This window comes from Flavobacterium sp. WC2509, from assembly GCF_052683105.1.
On sequence record NZ_JBQZFG010000001.1, the window covers coordinates 1,501,731 to 1,517,090 of the forward strand.

Annotated in this window: 14 protein-coding genes; 4 read left to right on the forward strand and 10 right to left on the reverse strand. The window is 32.9% G+C overall.

Features of this window, described 5'->3' with window-relative positions; genetic code table 11:
- The first annotated feature begins 444 nt into the window (after nucleotides 1–444).
- The 3 genes from ACUN3A_RS06365 (at nucleotide 445) to rlmB (ending at nucleotide 5,938) form a co-directional block, all read left to right on the forward strand.
- Nucleotides 445–3,612: a SusC/RagA family TonB-linked outer membrane protein gene (locus ACUN3A_RS06365; RefSeq protein WP_445550472.1), complete on the forward strand. Its 3,168-nt coding sequence runs from the start codon at nucleotides 445–447 to the stop codon at nucleotides 3,610–3,612.
- 16 nt (nucleotides 3,613–3,628) lie between these two features.
- Complete coding sequence (locus tag ACUN3A_RS06370; RefSeq protein ID WP_445550473.1) at nucleotides 3,629–5,098, forward strand: SusD/RagB family nutrient-binding outer membrane lipoprotein; 1,470 nt, start codon at nucleotides 3,629–3,631, stop codon at nucleotides 5,096–5,098.
- A 105-nt stretch (nucleotides 5,099–5,203) separates the two neighbouring features.
- On the forward strand, nucleotides 5,204–5,938 hold the full coding sequence (rlmB, locus tag ACUN3A_RS06375; RefSeq protein WP_445550474.1) for a 23S rRNA (guanosine(2251)-2'-O)-methyltransferase RlmB: 735 nt from the start codon (nucleotides 5,204–5,206) through the stop codon (nucleotides 5,936–5,938).
- A 65-nt stretch (nucleotides 5,939–6,003) separates the two neighbouring features.
- On the opposite strand, the gene ACUN3A_RS06380 is transcribed toward rlmB, so the two are convergent.
- Nucleotides 6,004–6,804, reverse strand: a complete 801-nt coding sequence (locus ACUN3A_RS06380; RefSeq protein WP_445550475.1) for a rhomboid family intramembrane serine protease — start codon at nucleotides 6,802–6,804, stop codon at nucleotides 6,004–6,006.
- 290 nt (nucleotides 6,805–7,094) lie between these two features.
- Here ACUN3A_RS06380 and ACUN3A_RS06385 point away from each other — a divergent pair, with 290 nt between their 5' ends.
- The gene (locus ACUN3A_RS06385) at nucleotides 7,095–8,372 is read left to right on the forward strand and encodes a replication-associated recombination protein A (protein ID WP_445550476.1); all 1,278 of its coding nucleotides are present in this window, start codon (nucleotides 7,095–7,097) and stop codon (nucleotides 8,370–8,372) included.
- A gap of 20 nt (nucleotides 8,373–8,392) precedes the next feature.
- Here the strand turns inward: ACUN3A_RS06385 and ACUN3A_RS06390 are convergent, their stop codons facing one another.
- The 9 genes from ACUN3A_RS06390 to ACUN3A_RS06430 all read right to left on the reverse strand — a co-directional run bounded on the left by ACUN3A_RS06390 (nucleotide 8,393) and on the right by ACUN3A_RS06430 (nucleotide 15,243).
- Nucleotides 8,393–9,133 carry a hypothetical protein gene (locus ACUN3A_RS06390; RefSeq protein WP_445550477.1) on the reverse strand — a complete coding sequence of 247 codons (741 nt, stop codon included), beginning with the start codon at nucleotides 9,131–9,133 and terminating at the stop codon, nucleotides 8,393–8,395.
- A 3-nt stretch (nucleotides 9,134–9,136) separates the two neighbouring features.
- The gene (locus tag ACUN3A_RS06395) at nucleotides 9,137–9,826 is read right to left on the reverse strand and encodes a YjjG family noncanonical pyrimidine nucleotidase (protein ID WP_445550478.1); all 690 of its coding nucleotides are present in this window, start codon (nucleotides 9,824–9,826) and stop codon (nucleotides 9,137–9,139) included.
- A 148-nt stretch (nucleotides 9,827–9,974) separates the two neighbouring features.
- Nucleotides 9,975–10,667 carry a RadC family protein gene (radC, locus tag ACUN3A_RS06400; RefSeq protein ID WP_445550479.1) on the reverse strand — a complete coding sequence of 231 codons (693 nt, stop codon included), beginning with the start codon at nucleotides 10,665–10,667 and terminating at the stop codon, nucleotides 9,975–9,977.
- Between the two features lie 11 nt (nucleotides 10,668–10,678).
- Nucleotides 10,679–11,140: a GNAT family N-acetyltransferase gene (locus ACUN3A_RS06405; protein WP_445550480.1), complete on the reverse strand. Its 462-nt coding sequence runs from the start codon at nucleotides 11,138–11,140 to the stop codon at nucleotides 10,679–10,681.
- A 130-nt stretch (nucleotides 11,141–11,270) separates the two neighbouring features.
- A complete protein-coding gene (locus ACUN3A_RS06410) occupies nucleotides 11,271–12,626 on the reverse strand; it encodes a UDP-N-acetylmuramate--L-alanine ligase (protein ID WP_445550481.1) in 1,356 nt (451 codons plus the stop codon).
- Nucleotides 12,627–12,660: 34 nt separating this feature from the next.
- The gene (locus ACUN3A_RS06415) at nucleotides 12,661–13,365 is read right to left on the reverse strand and encodes a tetratricopeptide repeat protein (protein ID WP_445550482.1); all 705 of its coding nucleotides are present in this window, start codon (nucleotides 13,363–13,365) and stop codon (nucleotides 12,661–12,663) included.
- A 178-nt stretch (nucleotides 13,366–13,543) separates the two neighbouring features.
- Entirely contained in the window at nucleotides 13,544–13,984 is a 441-nt protein-coding gene (locus tag ACUN3A_RS06420) for a carboxymuconolactone decarboxylase family protein (RefSeq protein ID WP_445550483.1), read from the reverse strand.
- 67 nt (nucleotides 13,985–14,051) lie between these two features.
- Complete coding sequence (locus tag ACUN3A_RS06425; protein ID WP_445550484.1) at nucleotides 14,052–14,627, reverse strand: Crp/Fnr family transcriptional regulator; 576 nt, start codon at nucleotides 14,625–14,627, stop codon at nucleotides 14,052–14,054.
- A 37-nt stretch (nucleotides 14,628–14,664) separates the two neighbouring features.
- Nucleotides 14,665–15,243 carry a YdeI/OmpD-associated family protein gene (locus ACUN3A_RS06430; RefSeq protein WP_445550485.1) on the reverse strand — a complete coding sequence of 193 codons (579 nt, stop codon included), beginning with the start codon at nucleotides 15,241–15,243 and terminating at the stop codon, nucleotides 14,665–14,667.
- Between the last annotated feature and the right edge of the window lie 117 nt (nucleotides 15,244–15,360).

The window sequence follows — 15,360 nt, forward strand, 5'->3', positions numbered from 1 at the left end:
TTACAAAAAACTTTCTACAATATAATTTTCTATAAAAATCAAAGAAATAATCTTTGTAAAATTAGTTAGTAACTCTATTTAAGACTTAAGTAATAGGAACTTTTGTTTTCATAATTTGAAGAAATTTCAAGCAATTTTATCAATTCTGGACATACAAAATAGTACTTTAAATCACTATTAAACAATCTAAATGTTAACATTTAAAACTTTGCACATTATCAAAATAAAGGAAAAACATTAACAACTAAATTTCATTAGGCACAAAAAATTACAAATAACACATTAAAACATCTACCTACTAACCAAAAGAAAAACAAATATTTATAACAAAAACATAATGTTGCGTTAAAATATTTAATTTATTTTCAAGAAAAAGGCTCCAAATATTAGGTTAATTAACAAATTATTGTGAATTTTACGATACTAATTCAAAAAAAATCAAAAATGAAACTAAAGTTCAATGGATTCTTAGTGCTACTTTTAGTACTAGTGACGCAATTAACCTTTGCGCAAGAAAGATCTGTTTCAGGAGTTGTCACTGACAATGCAGGTATGCCTTTACCAGGTGTAAGTGTATTAGTAAAAGGGACAAAAAATGGAACACAATCAGATTTTGATGGGAAATATTCTATCAAAGCAACACCAGATGCTATATTGGTGTTTAGCTATATTGGAATGAAAACTTCAGAGAAGTCTGCAAGTTCAACATTAGTAAATGTAAATTTAACAAGCGATGCAACCCAACTAGAAAGTGTAGTAGTAACAGCACTGGGAATTAAGAAAGAGAAAAAAGCATTAGGTTATGCTACACAAGAAGTTAAAGCAGAAGAATTAACCAGAGGGAACAACAGTAGCCTAGCTGGAGCTCTTCAAGGAAAATTAGCTGGTGTAACTATCACTCCTTCAAGTGGTGCTCCAGGAGCTTCTTCTCAAATTGTAATTCGTGGAGCTCGTTCATTTAGTACAAACAACACTCCTCTATATGTAATTGACGGTATGCCTGTAGCATCAACTGCTGATTACGATACTGATGACAGTGTAACTGGAGCAGACAGTGCCAACAGAGCTGTAGATATCGATCCAAATGATATTGAATCAATAAATGTTTTAAAAGGTCAAGCTGCAGCAGCACTTTATGGAATGAGAGCTACAAATGGAGTTATTGTAATCACCACAAAAAGTGGTAAAGGCGCCTCTAAAAATGGAAAACCTACAATAACTTTTTCAAGCTCACTTAGTGCCGACAATATATCTAGATCGATTGATTATCAAAATCAATATGCTCAAGGAGTAGGTGGCAATTACAATCCTACAAATTCACTAACTTGGGGATCTAAAATTTCTGATTTACCAAATAGTACACTGTATGGAGGTAACGTTCCCAACATTAATAATGGTGGAAACATAACGGCTCATGCAGGTCAATATTATGTACCACAAAGAGCTACTGCTGGTCTAGACCCATGGGTAAGTCCAAAGGTATATGATAATTTTGGTGACTTTTTCACAACAGGAATAACTGTAAACAATTCTTTAGGCATAACACAAGCAACTGAAACAAGCAATTATGCATTCAATTTTGGTTCAACAAATCAAGATGGTTTTATTCCAGGCACAGGTTATACTCGTTATAATGCAAAAGGAGCATTTAGCACAAAGTTAGGGCGTGAATGGAAAACTGGATTTGTAGGCAATTATGTTCAGTCAAAAATTGACAAAGCTACAGGTGCAAATGACTCATCAGTTGCAGGCGCCTATGCGAGCCCAATAAGCTACGATTTAAAAGGAAATGGATACGAAAGTAGCACAGATCCCTATAAACAAGTCTATTACAGAGGCACTGGATTTAACAACCCTTATTGGGCTGCCGCGCACAATATATTTGACGAACAGACGAATCGTTTTTATGGAAATAGCTACATTGAATTTGCTCCAAAAATATCAACAAACGACCAACACAAATTATCATTCCGTTACCAGCTTGGTGCCGATTCATATAGTACAGATTATAGAGACATTCAAGAATATGGAAACGCACAAACTACACCAGGTCATTTAAAAATTTACGGAATCACATCCCGAACTATAAATTCATTATTTACAGCAAATTATGAATACAAAATTTCCGATGATTTAAATTTAACAGCCCTAGTTGGTAATGAAATTAACGACAGACATAACAAAAAATACGAGATGATAGGTAATAACCTTAACTTTGGTGGCTGGCCTAATTTAAGTAATACCCAACAAACAGTTGCTTCAGACGAAATTAACAACTTTAGAACTTTTGGTCTTTTTGGAAACTTAAATTTGTCATACAAAAACTTTATCTTCCTAGGTAGCACAATAAGAAAAGATATTGTATCACAAATGCCCCGAAATAATCGTTCATTTGTGTACCCTTCAGTATCATTAGGCTTGGTATTAACTGAATTAGAAGCCCTAAAAGGTAACTCAACAATATCTTTTGCTAAACTGAGAGCATCTTGGGCTGAAGTAGGTCAACCTGCTGATACTTATAAAGAAAACTACTATACAGTACCTGACTACGAAGGTGGCTTCTGGCAAAACACTCCTGTAAATTACCCCGTTGGTGGTGTAAATTCATACATACCTAACAACGTCCAATACGATCCGAACTTAAAACCTCAAAACACACAATCATATGAATTGGGTGGCGAAATACGATTGTTTCAAAATCGTATTAGCATAGACTATACATTTAGCAGACAAGATGTAATAGATCAAATTTTCAATGTACCATTAGCTGGTTCTACTGGTGCTGCGGAATTAATAACGAATGGAGGTAAAATTCACACCAATAGCCATGAATTAATACTAAGTGTCATCCCATTTAAAACCACTAATTTCGATTGGACTATATCAGCAAATTACACACAAATCGATAACTACGTAGATGAATTAAAAGAAGGAGTGCAAAATATTTTCTTAGGAGGATTTTCAACACCTCAAATTAGAGCTAGTATAGGAGAACGTTTTCCTGTCATTTACGGAACAGCCTTTGCAAGAGATGCTAATGGAAATATTATAGTTGATGCTAATGGATTACCTAAGTCTGGAGAAACTAAATCACTTGGAGAGGTAGCGCCAAAATTCACCTTAGGAGGAACAACTTCTTTTAGATACAAAAAAATAACCCTTTCAGCTACTTTCGATTGGAAAAATGGAGGTAAAATGTATAGCGGAACAAATTCTTTGTTAGACACCTACGGATTAAGCACTAAAACAGGAAACCGTGATGAATTAATAGTTCAAGAGGGTGTAACTGAAACTGGAGCAGTAAACACAAAAGCAGTGACTAAACAAGCTCTTTATAATACAGCGTATGCAAATATTGCTGAGACTGCTATATATGATGCTTCTTTCGTAAAACTAAGAGAATTATCATTGGGATACACTATTCCACAATTTTCAAAAGTGCTCGACCTCCGTATCTCTGCATTTGCAAGAAACATCCTATTATGGGCCGCGATGCCAAATTTAGATCCAGAATCTTCACAAGGAAATAATAATATGGCAGGAGGTTTTGAAAGATTATCTGTTCCACAGACAACAAGCATTGGAGTTGGATTGAATCTAACAATTAATTAATATAATTCAAAAAATCATGAAAAAATATAAAATCATATTACTTTCGGTGATTATTGCGTCAATTTCATTAAATTCTTGTTCGGAGGATGTAATGGATGATATCAACACCAATGTAAACAACCCAACAGACGTACCAAGTCGTTTTGCCATTACTGACGCCATGACAAGTACGGCATTTAGCAATACTGGTTCAGAAATACCATTTTACACTGGTGTTTATGTAGAATTAAACGCAGGTGGTTTTGGGCAAATGTACAATGCGGAGATAAGAAATTCTGAACCTCAAAATCAGACTACTTTTAACAACTCTTGGAACAGCATATATCGAACAATGTACAACCTAAAGCTGATTATCGACAAATGTTCAACTGGTTCGGAAAAAGGCAACTACAATACACTGGGAATAGCTCAAGTCCTTTATGCATATAATTTAGCCTTGCTAACTGATATGTTCGGAGATGTGCCTTTTACTGAAGCTTTTCAACCTGGTGTAATTTTCCAACCTAAATTGGATCGTCAAGAAGACTTGTACAAAATTGTTTTTGCAACTCTAGACGATGCTATTATTAATTTAGGAAAAACATCAACTTATCCAGTTTTAGGAACTCAGGATTTAATATATTATAAAAAAGAAGACACGGAAGCAGTACACATTTCTAAATGGATAAAAGCTGCTAATGGTTTGTTGGCACGATATACATTACGTCTTTCATTTAAAAATCCTGATTACGCTAAAGTATTAACGTATGTAAGTAAATCATTTACAAATAAAAATGAGGAATTCAAGATGAACAATTCAAGTATTCCTAATCCTTACGATCAATTCAAAACTGAAAGAAATTATTTATTTGCAAGCAAAAGCTTATATGAAAAATTATTCGCTAGAGCAAATGATCCTCGTGCTAACGGCTATTTTACAAAAATTGGAACACCAGCTATTTTAGTACTTTATGATAATGGCGTTAGTTCTCAGAGCCAAACTTATTCGCAATCAGCATTATCAAACTCAAGCAATCCGATATTTATGTTAAGCTACCACGAACTATTATTCATCAAAGCGGAAGCTGAAGCAAGAAACTCTACAGCAGTAACAAGTACAGCTAGTTTGACTGCTGCTGTAAATGCCGCTTTCAATAAAGATGAAAGTGTTAATTTTTCAACAACAAATGCAACCACTTATGTTGCAGGATTAGGCATTACAACTAATGCTAGTTTACTAAAAGAAATTGCGGTACAAAAATATTTCTCTTTCTACGAAAACGAGTCAGCTGAAGCATTCAACGACTACAGACGTTTGCTTGCCATGTATGGATCTGCAGCTGCACATCCAATTCAATTAGCAAATCCTAAGAATGCAACTCAGTTTCCACTTAGATTACCTTATGGAGATTCTGATGTATCTACAAATGACAACGTTAAGTCAGTATTTGGCGACGGAAGTTATGTGTATAAAGAAAAAGTTTGGTGGGCTGGAGGAACTCGTTAATATTTTTCCTCAATAATCTAATTTAATGAATAACTTTAATTTAGATCAATTTGAAAAACATAAAACCATCCCATTTCGGGGTGGTTTTTTTTATATATTTGCACCATGGAAAAAGAACATCAAATTTTTGGAATCAGAGCAATAATTGAAGCCATACAAGCAGGCGCAACAGTTGATAAAGTCTATATACAAAAGGAAGCTAGTAGCGAACTTATGAAAGACTTAATGAAAGTGATGAAACGTGGCAACATCAATTTCTCTTATGTTCCCGTTGAAAAACTAAACCGATTAACCCCAAATAATCATCAAGGTGCTGTAGCAAGCATCTCTCCTATTTCATTTTTTGATTTAGAAACCTTAATTGATACCGTTGTTGAAAATGGTAAAAAACCTTTGTTTTTAATTTTAGATCAAATTTCGGATGCACGTAATTTTGGTGCCATAATTAGAACGGCAGAATGTACTGGTGTAAATGGAATTATTGTTCAAAAAGCAGGTTCAGCTCCAGTAAATGGTGATACTGTAAAAACTTCAGCAGGTGCGGTATTTAATATTCCGATTTGTAAAGTAGAACATATCAAAGATGCTATTTTCCTTTTGCAGGCCAGTGGTATTAAAACTGTTGCTGCTACTGAAAAAACAGATCAAAATATTTATGATATTTCTTTAAACGAGCCTTTAGCAATTATCATGGGGTCGGAAGACAGAGGAGTAAACCCTTCTGTACTTAAAATTGTAGACGAGAAAGCAAAGCTTCCTATGTTTGGAACAATAGGTTCTTTGAATGTTTCTGTAGCTTGTGGTGCTTTTTTATATGAAGCAGTAAGACAGAGAAGTTAAAAATATTTTAGATTTTTGAATATAGATTAACGATTTTTAGATTTAAAAAACTTATAAAGAATGAATTAAGACTCTGGTTTTGATTCATTTTTTTCGTTTAAAGATTCTTGATTTTCGGTATAATCATAAAAAACATTTGTATTTGTAAAGAAAAAAGGATCTATGAGTTCTAATTCAGGTTCTTCCTCAATTTCAGGTTTTGGTAAATTGACAAAATTACCATTCTCATCAAATCGTTGCATAAATTTATCTTCTGCAGGATTGTAATCAGGGCGTTGCCAATCGTATTTTATTACTTTCTTAAATTCTTGTTTTTTGTAGAAAAAAGTTAGTATAAAACCTGAAATCAAACCTGATAAATGACCTTCCCAAGAAATGGTATCATCTACTTTTGGAAAAACATACCAAACCATTCCGCCATACAGAACGATAACGGTTAGTGACAACGCTACCAAACGATAATACTGTGTTTGCAGTCCTTTAAAAAAAATAAAGGAAACCAATACATAAATTAGACTACTAGCTCCAATATGATAATTTTCTCTTCCGATGAGCCATGTCAAACTACCCGAAAATAAAATCCCGAATATCACTATACTCCATGCTTCTTTACTATAAAAAAAGAATAGCGCCGCTAACAGAACTACTAATGGAATAGAATTATTATAGAGATGTTCGATATTCGAATGAATAAATGGGCTAAAAATAACGCCTTGTAATCCCGAAATCGTTCTTGGTAAAATTCCGTTATCGTCAAAATCAAAACCAAAACGAATTTCTAACCAATATACAAACCACAAGAATAACACAAAAAAAAGTGGTACTCCTATTACGGCATTCGTGAATTTAAAATTATTTTCTTCCATTTCTAAATTACATACGATTGTCAAAATATGTTTTTAATGTAAATCAAAAATGTATCCAAAATCAATTTAGTGCTATTTTGTCATATAAATCTATATTTGTTTTGAAACTCAATGCCCTAGCCCAGATCGAAATGAAAAGCCCGGAGCTGAAACAACTCATTTTTCTTGCCATAAAAGAGCGATCAAAGGAAGCTCCTTTTATGGTTAGAAAAATAGTTGAGGCAGCGAGGACTTGTAATGTAGCGCTGGATTAGCTTCTAAAAAATATAAAAAATGTGTAATTTTACCAAATGGAAGCACCATTAGCAGAACGCATACGCCCTCAAAAACTAGAAGATTATATTAGTCAGTCCCATTTGGTTGGTCCTAATGGTTCGTTGACACAACAAATTGCGAAGGGCATTATACCTTCCTTAATTTTTTGGGGACCACCCGGAACAGGTAAGACAACTTTGGCACAAATTATTGCTCAAGAGTCTAATCGCCCTTTTTATATATTGAGTGCGATTAATTCTGGGGTTAAGGATATTAGAGATGTAATTGAAAAAGCAAAACAAAGTGGCGGATTATTTACTGCAAAAAATCCTATTTTGTTTATTGACGAGATTCATCGTTTTAGTAAATCGCAACAAGATTCCTTATTAGCAGCGGTTGAAAAAGGATGGATTACACTTATTGGTGCCACAACCGAAAATCCAAGTTTTGAAGTTATTCCTGCTTTATTGTCTCGTTGTCAGGTCTATGTTTTGAACGCCTTCACAAAAGTAGATTTAGAACTTTTGTTGCATAGAGCGATGAAAATCGATAGTTCTTTGGCTTCTAAAAAAATAGAATTAGTTGAAACAGAGGCTCTCCTACGTCTTTCTGGCGGTGATGGACGCAAACTATTAAATATTTTTGAATTGGTCGTAAACGCTTCCGCTGAAGACGAAATTTTAATCACCAATGATCGGGTTTTTGAATTAGTACAACAAAATACGGTTTTATATGACAAAACTGGCGAACAGCATTATGACATTGTTTCGGCTTTTATAAAATCGATTCGGGGCAGTGATCCGAACGGAGCTGTTTATTGGTTGGCCAGAATGATTGAAGGTGGTGAAGATGTGAAATTTATTGCCCGAAGAATGTTGATTTTATCCAGCGAAGATATTGGCAATGCCAATCCAACTGCTTTTATAATGGCTAATAATGCTTTTCAGGCGGTTTCGACAATTGGCTATCCCGAAAGCAGAATTATTTTGAGCCAATGTGCTATTTATCTTGCTACTTCACCAAAAAGCAATGCTTCCTATTTGGCTATTGGTACTGCTCAACAATTAGTCAAACAGACTGGTGATTTACCCGTTCCTATTCATTTACGCAATGCTCCTACCAAACTAATGAAGGAATTAGGATATGGCGAAGATTATAAATATTCTCATGATTATGCTAACAATTTTGCCGAACAAGAATTTTTACCAGATGCATTGAGTAATACCCCTATTTATGTTCCAGGTCATAATTCAAGAGAAAATACTACTCGTGAGTTTTTGAAAAATCGTTGGAAAGATAAATACGGGTATTAATATTTACTACTTTTTCTATCTTAAAACTTTATTGCAATCTTGTCAGAAATAAAATTATCATTTTCATAATACTCAAAGTACCATTGATTTTCTTTTAAAACAACAGCCCCTTGTATATTTTCTTTTACACCTAAATAAATAGAAGGGTTGGCCGTTTTATACATTTTCATAACCACTTTTGGAGTGCTATCAACTAATTGATAACCGTTTTTAATAGGCTGAGCAAATAAAACTGTTCCTTCTTGTGCTGCACTACTAGGCATACTGGCAGCTGCCGCAGTAGCTTTTACAGTTGGCTCTAAAATAGTTGCTTTTGAATTATTACTGGCTATAACTGTACCATTGTATTTATAATTCAATGCATATACAGATTTAAAAGCTGCATTTAAGGCCTCTGCATAAGCTACATCAAATTCTTTCTCTCTACTCTTCCCTATTTCAGATTTAAAGATCTCTTTGCCGTTACAATCTTTAAGAACAACATAAAGTTTAGTAACTAAAAATCCATTTTCTTTTAATACATCTACGTTTAACAAATTACATCTATCATTATATCCGTTAAAAAACGATTCATTGGCATAAAAAACTTTAAAACCAGCTTTTTGTAAATTAAGCTTAGTTAGTGTAGAAAGACGATACTGATTTTCCGATCTAAGAAAATCATATTTTAAAGGAACAATTACTGCTGAAAAATCATTAACAGATTGAGAAAAACCAAAACTGGAAACAAACAGTAATAGGAATAGAAATTTTGACTTCATGATTTATAAATATTTTTTTAGTTCTAATAAATGAGTTACTTGTTTAATATCCTGTTCTACTTGAATATTTTTGTCATTAAAAAAAATGGCGTTTAATCCTGCGTTTAAAGCCCCTTGTATATCGGCTTCCAAACAATCTCCAATCATTACACTATTTTCTTTATTGGCTTGTGCTAAATTAAGAGCATATTCAAAAATAATAGGATTTGGTTTCTTAACTCCAGCCATCTCCGAATTAGTAATTGTTTTGAAAAAACCAGCAATATTCGAATTGTTTATTTTCTTGTATTGCACCTCAGCAAAGCCATTTGTTATGATGTGCAATTTATACTTTTTTTCTAAATATTCCAGCACTTCTATTGTCCCGTCAAACAAACAATTATTTTGAGGCAATAACTCAATATAATCTTGAGCAATATTTTCTATTTGAGCATCTGAGACAAAATATTCTAACGCATCAAAAGTATGTTTGAGACGATTGTATCGTAATTCGGCATGTGTAATTTTGTCATATTGATATAATTTCCAACATGCCTGATTGATAGGAATATATTTTTCTATAAAATCGGCTATTACAATTGTTGGATGATTTTTCTTGAAAATAGTTTTAAAAGCTAGTTCAGAATTGACATCAAAATCCCAAAGTGTATGATCTAAATCAAAGAAAATATCGGTTATTTTAGAAGATAACATGTAAAAATTAATTATTTAAAGATTCGTTTATCGAAAGGAAAATCGTTTTGTTCAGTAAATTAATTTTACAAAAATTATTCTTCATTTTTATCTAAACAAAACATTCAAGTGTAAAGATAAAACAACTCAATCTATTTAAACTACTATTTTAAAAAATCCCTTCATCAACAAAACTGTAATAACCTCTTTCGGCAATAATTATATGATCTAAAACCGGAATATCCAGTTGCTGTCCAGCATTTTTAATTCTTTTTGTAATCTGAATATCGGCATCACTAGCTTGTAATTTACCCGAAGGGTGATTGTGCGTCAAAATTATGGAAGTTGCATTTTGTTCTAAAGCAATTTTAAATACAATCCGAGTATCAACGACAGTTCCTGTCATTCCACCTTTACTCAATTGTGCTTTGAAAAGTATTTTATTGGAATTATTTAAAAACAAAACCCAAAATTCTTCATGAGATAACTCTCCAATTATAGGTTGCATTACTTCGAAAACAGCTTTACTGGAGGTTACTTTTGTTAACTCAATTACATCTTCGCTCCTTCTTCGCCTTCCCAGTTCCATTGCTGCAATTATCGATATGGCTTTGGCTTCGCCTATCCCTTTAAAGTTGATTAATTGCGCAATAGATAACTTCCCTAAAGCATTTAAATTATGATCTACACTTGCTAAAATCCTTTTGCTTAAATCTACTGCCGATTCGTTTCGATTTCCAGAACCAATTAAAATAGCAATTAATTCTGCATCGCTCAAAACACTTTTGCCTTTGAGCATTAGCTTTTCGCGCGGTTTATCATCTTCGGACCAATGTGTGATTGGAAAATTGTTTGATTCCATTGTCATAAAATTTAAATAATAGATTTACTCATACAAACACTATTCAACAAACCTACATAAGGCTCGTAATTATCTACAATTTTAAAACCTGCTTTTTGATACAAATTAATTGCTTCAATTTGTTTGTATAAAGTTTCTAAAATCAAAACCTTAAAACCTTGACTTTTTGCCTCTGCTTCTAATTCTTTAATTACTAACTGAGCCAAACCTAATCCTCTTGCTTCAGGTAAAACAAACATCCGTTTTAGCTCAACCGATTCTGTATTATACTTTTTAAAACAACCGCAGGCAACTGCTTTCTTATCTAAATAAACAATACAAACATTGGTATTAAACTCTATTAAATTATTCCCCCAATATTCCTTTTTCAACTCTGGGTAACGTTCCCATAAATAAGCGTCAAAAGTTTTTATCAAAAAAATAAAATCAGTGTTCTCACTAGTTGTTTTCGAAACTTTAATCTTTGCATCCATACAAAATATCTTATTTAGCTAAACTACATAAATAAAGAAGAAAATACGTATAAATTTTACTTAAATAGTATTAAAAAAGCCAATTAACAACTGCTAATTGGCTTATCCCTTTATTTGTATTGTTTGCGATTTATTCAATCAAACCTTTTACTTCATAAAAATTCAACCCTCCATAATTCCCAGAACTCATCAATAATAATGCAGAATTATCTAAATTCAGATTAAACAAATAGTCTTTAAAATCTTTTGGATTGGTATAAATAATCAAATCTTCTCTGTTGAAAGCTTTGGCTATTTGCTCATAGGTCACTTCTTCCAATTGCTTAATTTTAACAGCATCTGGAGAATAGAAAACCACAGCAACATCAGCATATTCAAGCGCTCCTTCATATTCTTTCAAAAATTCAGCATTCAAACTGCTGTAAGTATGCAATTCTAAACAAGCCACTAAAGTACGGCTTGGGTATTGCTCTTTTACAGCTTTTGTCGTCGCAGCTACTTTACTAGGCGAATGGGCAAAATCTTTGTAAGCTACTTTTCCTTTTCCTTCTGCAATTTTTTCCAAACGTTTTGAAGCTCCTTTGAAACTAGCAATGGCTTCATAAAAATCAGCTTCATCAACTCCCATATTTTGGCAAATCCATTTGGCTCCAGCCAAATTATTTAAATTATGCGCCCCAAAAACTTCAATAGGCATTGCTCCTTCTGGAGTTTCCAGCAAAGTTACACCATCATTTACAGTATATTTTGGAGTATGATATGCTAGTTTTCGAATTGGATTAGTTGCTTTTTCGGCAACACGTTTTACTTCTGAATCGTCTTCATTGTAAACCAAAATTCCGCCGTTTGTAATTTTATCGATAAAAATTTCAAACTGTTCTACATAAAAATCATAGGTTGGAAAAACATTAATATGATCCCAAGCAATACCAGATATCAATGCAATATTGGGTTGGTACAAGTGAAATTTAGGTCTTCTGTCAATTGGTGAAGATAAATATTCATCCCCTTCCAAAACCATAAAATCATTTTCTTCTGTAAGATGAACCATAGTGTCAAAACCTTCCAATTGTGCACCAACCATATAATCTACTTCGATATTGTGGTAATGCATTACATGTAAAATCATCGAAGTTATGGTTGTTTTTCCGTGTGACCCCCCAATAACTACGCGTGTTTTGTTTTTTGACTGTTCATATAAAAATTCCGGATATGAATAAATTTTCAATCCTAATTCCTGTGCTCTTAAAAGCTCAGGATTATCGGCTTTGGCGTGCATTCCAAGAATTATAGCTTCAATATCGGCAGTAATTTTCTCTGGAAACCAACCTAACTCAGCAGGCAAAATTCCTTTTTTCTCTAATCTTGATTTTGAAGGTTCAAAAATAGCATCATCACTTCCAGTAACTTGATATCCTTTGTTGTGTAATGCCAATGCTAAGTTGTGCATTGCGCTTCCGCCTATGGCAATGAAATGTGTTTTCATCTAATGTCTTTATATTGCTTTATTCGATAATCAATTACTTGATTCCTTTATTGTTTTTATTTTTATACTCTTCCCAAACTTTATTGGCTTTGTCTGGTTGTTTCATTTTATTTTTATAAAAATCCGCCAATGTTTGATAACAAACCTTCGAACCTCCAATTAAAATAGCTCTTTTATATTGCACTTCCGCCTCAGTATTTCTATTGAAATGTTCCTCAATATGACCTCGGGATAAATAGCCATCAACAGGAGACAATTCTCTCAATTCAGACGAATATTTAATCGCTTTAGATTCACTTCCGCCTACTATTGCAGGTAACTGTAAATTTAATTCAATTAATGCCCATCTTGCTTCGATATGTTTTGGATTCAATGCGATTGCTTTTTCAAAAGAAGATCTCACTTCGCCAATCATTCCTAACGCTTTGATTTTATTCACTTCTAAAGATTTCATAGCCAAAGCACCACCATATTTAAAATAGTAATTAGCTTCGGTAGGCTTTAGATTTTCTAACTTTTTATAATAACTTATAGACTTATCCCATGCCTTATTTTGGCCTGCAATATCGCCTAAATATTCTAAAGTTTTAAGATGATTTGGATTGCTTTTTAAGTAATTTTCAAGAACAAGTTGTGCTTGGTTAAATTTCCCTTCAACGAATAATTTTTCCCCTTTTTCAAAAGATTGGGAACTCAATAATAATGGAAATATCAAAAAAAAGCTTAACAGTAATTTCATTCTCCAAAAATAAAGAATTTCTAAAAGAATAGTAGTCTTTTTAACTGAAAAATAGGAATTGAATCATTTTCATTCTTTTACCTGAAAACTTTTTTGCAACATAACGTTCAATCATAAAAAAAGCGCAAAAGTCAGGAACTTTTGCGCTTTTCAGTTATTCAAAGTGGAAGCGACTCTTTTATTTTGCAGGCTCCAACTGTGTACTCACAGCAATTCTATTCCATGCATTTATAGTAACAACTGCCATTATAATTTGTGCGATGGTATTTTTGTCAAAAAACTGTTCAGCTTTTTTATATGTTTCAGAAGATAAACCTTGATTGTGGATCAACGTAATTTCTTCGGTAATCGCCAAAATCACTTTTTCTTCGTCAGTAAATAAATTGGTTTCACGCCAAGCATTCAGTAAAAAAATACGCTGTGTAGTTTCACCATATTTTAATGCATCTTTTGTGTGCATATCGAGACAAAAGGCACATCCGTTAATTTGAGAAGCTCTGATTTTTATTAATTCTTTATTTGTATTTGATAATTGTGTTGTTGCCAAATAACCTTCCAATGCGTACATGGCTTTGTAAGCTTGAGGTTCGATTGCGTTGATGTCTATTCTATTTTCCATTTTTTTGTTTGTTTTAAATTAACAGTACAAATTTCTGAAATAGATAATAGAAAAAACTTAAACCAGTTTAAGAACGCTTTTTATTCCTGATTTCACTTAAATATTCAGGGGTAAATCCTAAAAAAGAAGCTATTAAATATTGTGGAATCCGTTGTACAAATTCAGGATGTCCTTTGCACAAGTGCTCATAGAATTCTTCTTTGGAAAAATCATACAGGTATTTTATCCGCATTTGCGTGGCTGCGTATGCTCGTTGATAAATGAATCTAAAATAACGTTCCATTTTCGGAAATTCAATTAATAGCTTTTCCTGTTCTTCACGATCAATTACCAAAATCTCAGAATTCTCTACCGCCTGAATATAAAATTCTGTTGACAATCCCCGCTCGTAAGCCAAATTATCTGTCATCCACCAAGTTTCGAGTGCAAATTCTGTGGTTTGCTCCATGCCTTTTCCATTGATAAAAAATTTTCGCAGACAACCGTTCAACACAAAATAATGTGATTTGCAAATCTGACCTTCAACAAGCAAATTTTCTTTTTTCTTTATCTTTTTAATCTGAAAAAAAGCTAAAATTCCAGAAAGCTCACTTTCTTCTATTTCGATGAATTTTTTTAAATGATTTTTGAATATTTCAGACATGATTTATCTACAAAAGATTATATTTATTCCAAAGATACTAATCATTCAATCCTTTACCGTCAAGAATTTTTGGCATGCATTTTTCTATTCTTGATTCCCGGGTTTTAGATTGTTTAGGTGAAGAAAAATGAAGCATATACGCTCTTTGTCGTCCAGGTGTTAAGGCTTCGAACGCCGTTTTCAATTCAGGTAATTCGTTCAATTTCTTTTGAAATTCTTCAACAAGGAGAAATTCTTCCGTTTTTTTGAATTTCACTTCTAAACCAGCTTTTTCCACTTCAATAGCTTCATAAATATGGGCTTTCAAAATGGTTTGCATCTCCATTATTTCTTCAACATTGGTAAACCGAATCTGTCTGGCCGCCTGCACATTTTTAGATTGCTGAATCAAAATACCATCAGCATTACTTAACAAAGCACCTTTGAAAAACAAAAAAGCGCAGTATTCCTTAAAATCGTGTATCAAGACAATATTCTTTCCTTGAAAAGTATAGCAAGGATTGCCCCATTTTAATTCTTCGGTTAACTGACAGTCCAAAACAATTCTTCTTAATTGTTCCAATTCTGACTGCCATTTTGAGGTTTTATCAAAATAAAAATCAACTTTAGGATTCATACTTTTTTAGTTTTAAGATTGGATTTTCATTTCAAATATATTGATTTTAAGAAAACTGGATAAAAAAAAGAGGAGCCAACTTATTTAATTTTAAATTAAGTACTCTTTTTCCTAAGC

Excerpts from the sequence above, each read along its gene's own strand:
- ACUN3A_RS06365 (WP_445550472.1), top strand. The coding sequence starts at position 445 with ATGAAACTAAAGTTCAATGGATTCTTAGTGCTACTTTTAGTACTAGTG.
- ACUN3A_RS06370 (WP_445550473.1), top strand. The coding sequence starts at position 3,629 with ATGAAAAAATATAAAATCATATTACTTTCGGTGATTATTGCGTCAATT.
- rlmB (WP_445550474.1), top strand. The coding sequence starts at position 5,204 with ATGGAAAAAGAACATCAAATTTTTGGAATCAGAGCAATAATTGAAGCC.
- ACUN3A_RS06380 (WP_445550475.1), bottom strand. The coding sequence starts at position 6,804 with ATGGAAGAAAATAATTTTAAATTCACGAATGCCGTAATAGGAGTACCA.
- ACUN3A_RS06385 (WP_445550476.1), top strand. The coding sequence starts at position 7,095 with ATGGAAGCACCATTAGCAGAACGCATACGCCCTCAAAAACTAGAAGAT.
- ACUN3A_RS06390 (WP_445550477.1), bottom strand. The coding sequence starts at position 9,133 with ATGAAGTCAAAATTTCTATTCCTATTACTGTTTGTTTCCAGTTTTGGT.
- ACUN3A_RS06395 (WP_445550478.1), bottom strand. The coding sequence starts at position 9,826 with ATGTTATCTTCTAAAATAACCGATATTTTCTTTGATTTAGATCATACA.
- radC (WP_445550479.1), bottom strand. The coding sequence starts at position 10,667 with ATGGAATCAAACAATTTTCCAATCACACATTGGTCCGAAGATGATAAA.
- ACUN3A_RS06405 (WP_445550480.1), bottom strand. The coding sequence starts at position 11,140 with ATGGATGCAAAGATTAAAGTTTCGAAAACAACTAGTGAGAACACTGAT.
- ACUN3A_RS06410 (WP_445550481.1), bottom strand. The coding sequence starts at position 12,626 with ATGAAAACACATTTCATTGCCATAGGCGGAAGCGCAATGCACAACTTA.
- ACUN3A_RS06415 (WP_445550482.1), bottom strand. The coding sequence starts at position 13,365 with ATGAAATTACTGTTAAGCTTTTTTTTGATATTTCCATTATTATTGAGT.
- ACUN3A_RS06420 (WP_445550483.1), bottom strand. The coding sequence starts at position 13,984 with ATGGAAAATAGAATAGACATCAACGCAATCGAACCTCAAGCTTACAAA.
- ACUN3A_RS06425 (WP_445550484.1), bottom strand. The coding sequence starts at position 14,627 with ATGTCTGAAATATTCAAAAATCATTTAAAAAAATTCATCGAAATAGAA.
- ACUN3A_RS06430 (WP_445550485.1), bottom strand. The coding sequence starts at position 15,243 with ATGAATCCTAAAGTTGATTTTTATTTTGATAAAACCTCAAAATGGCAG.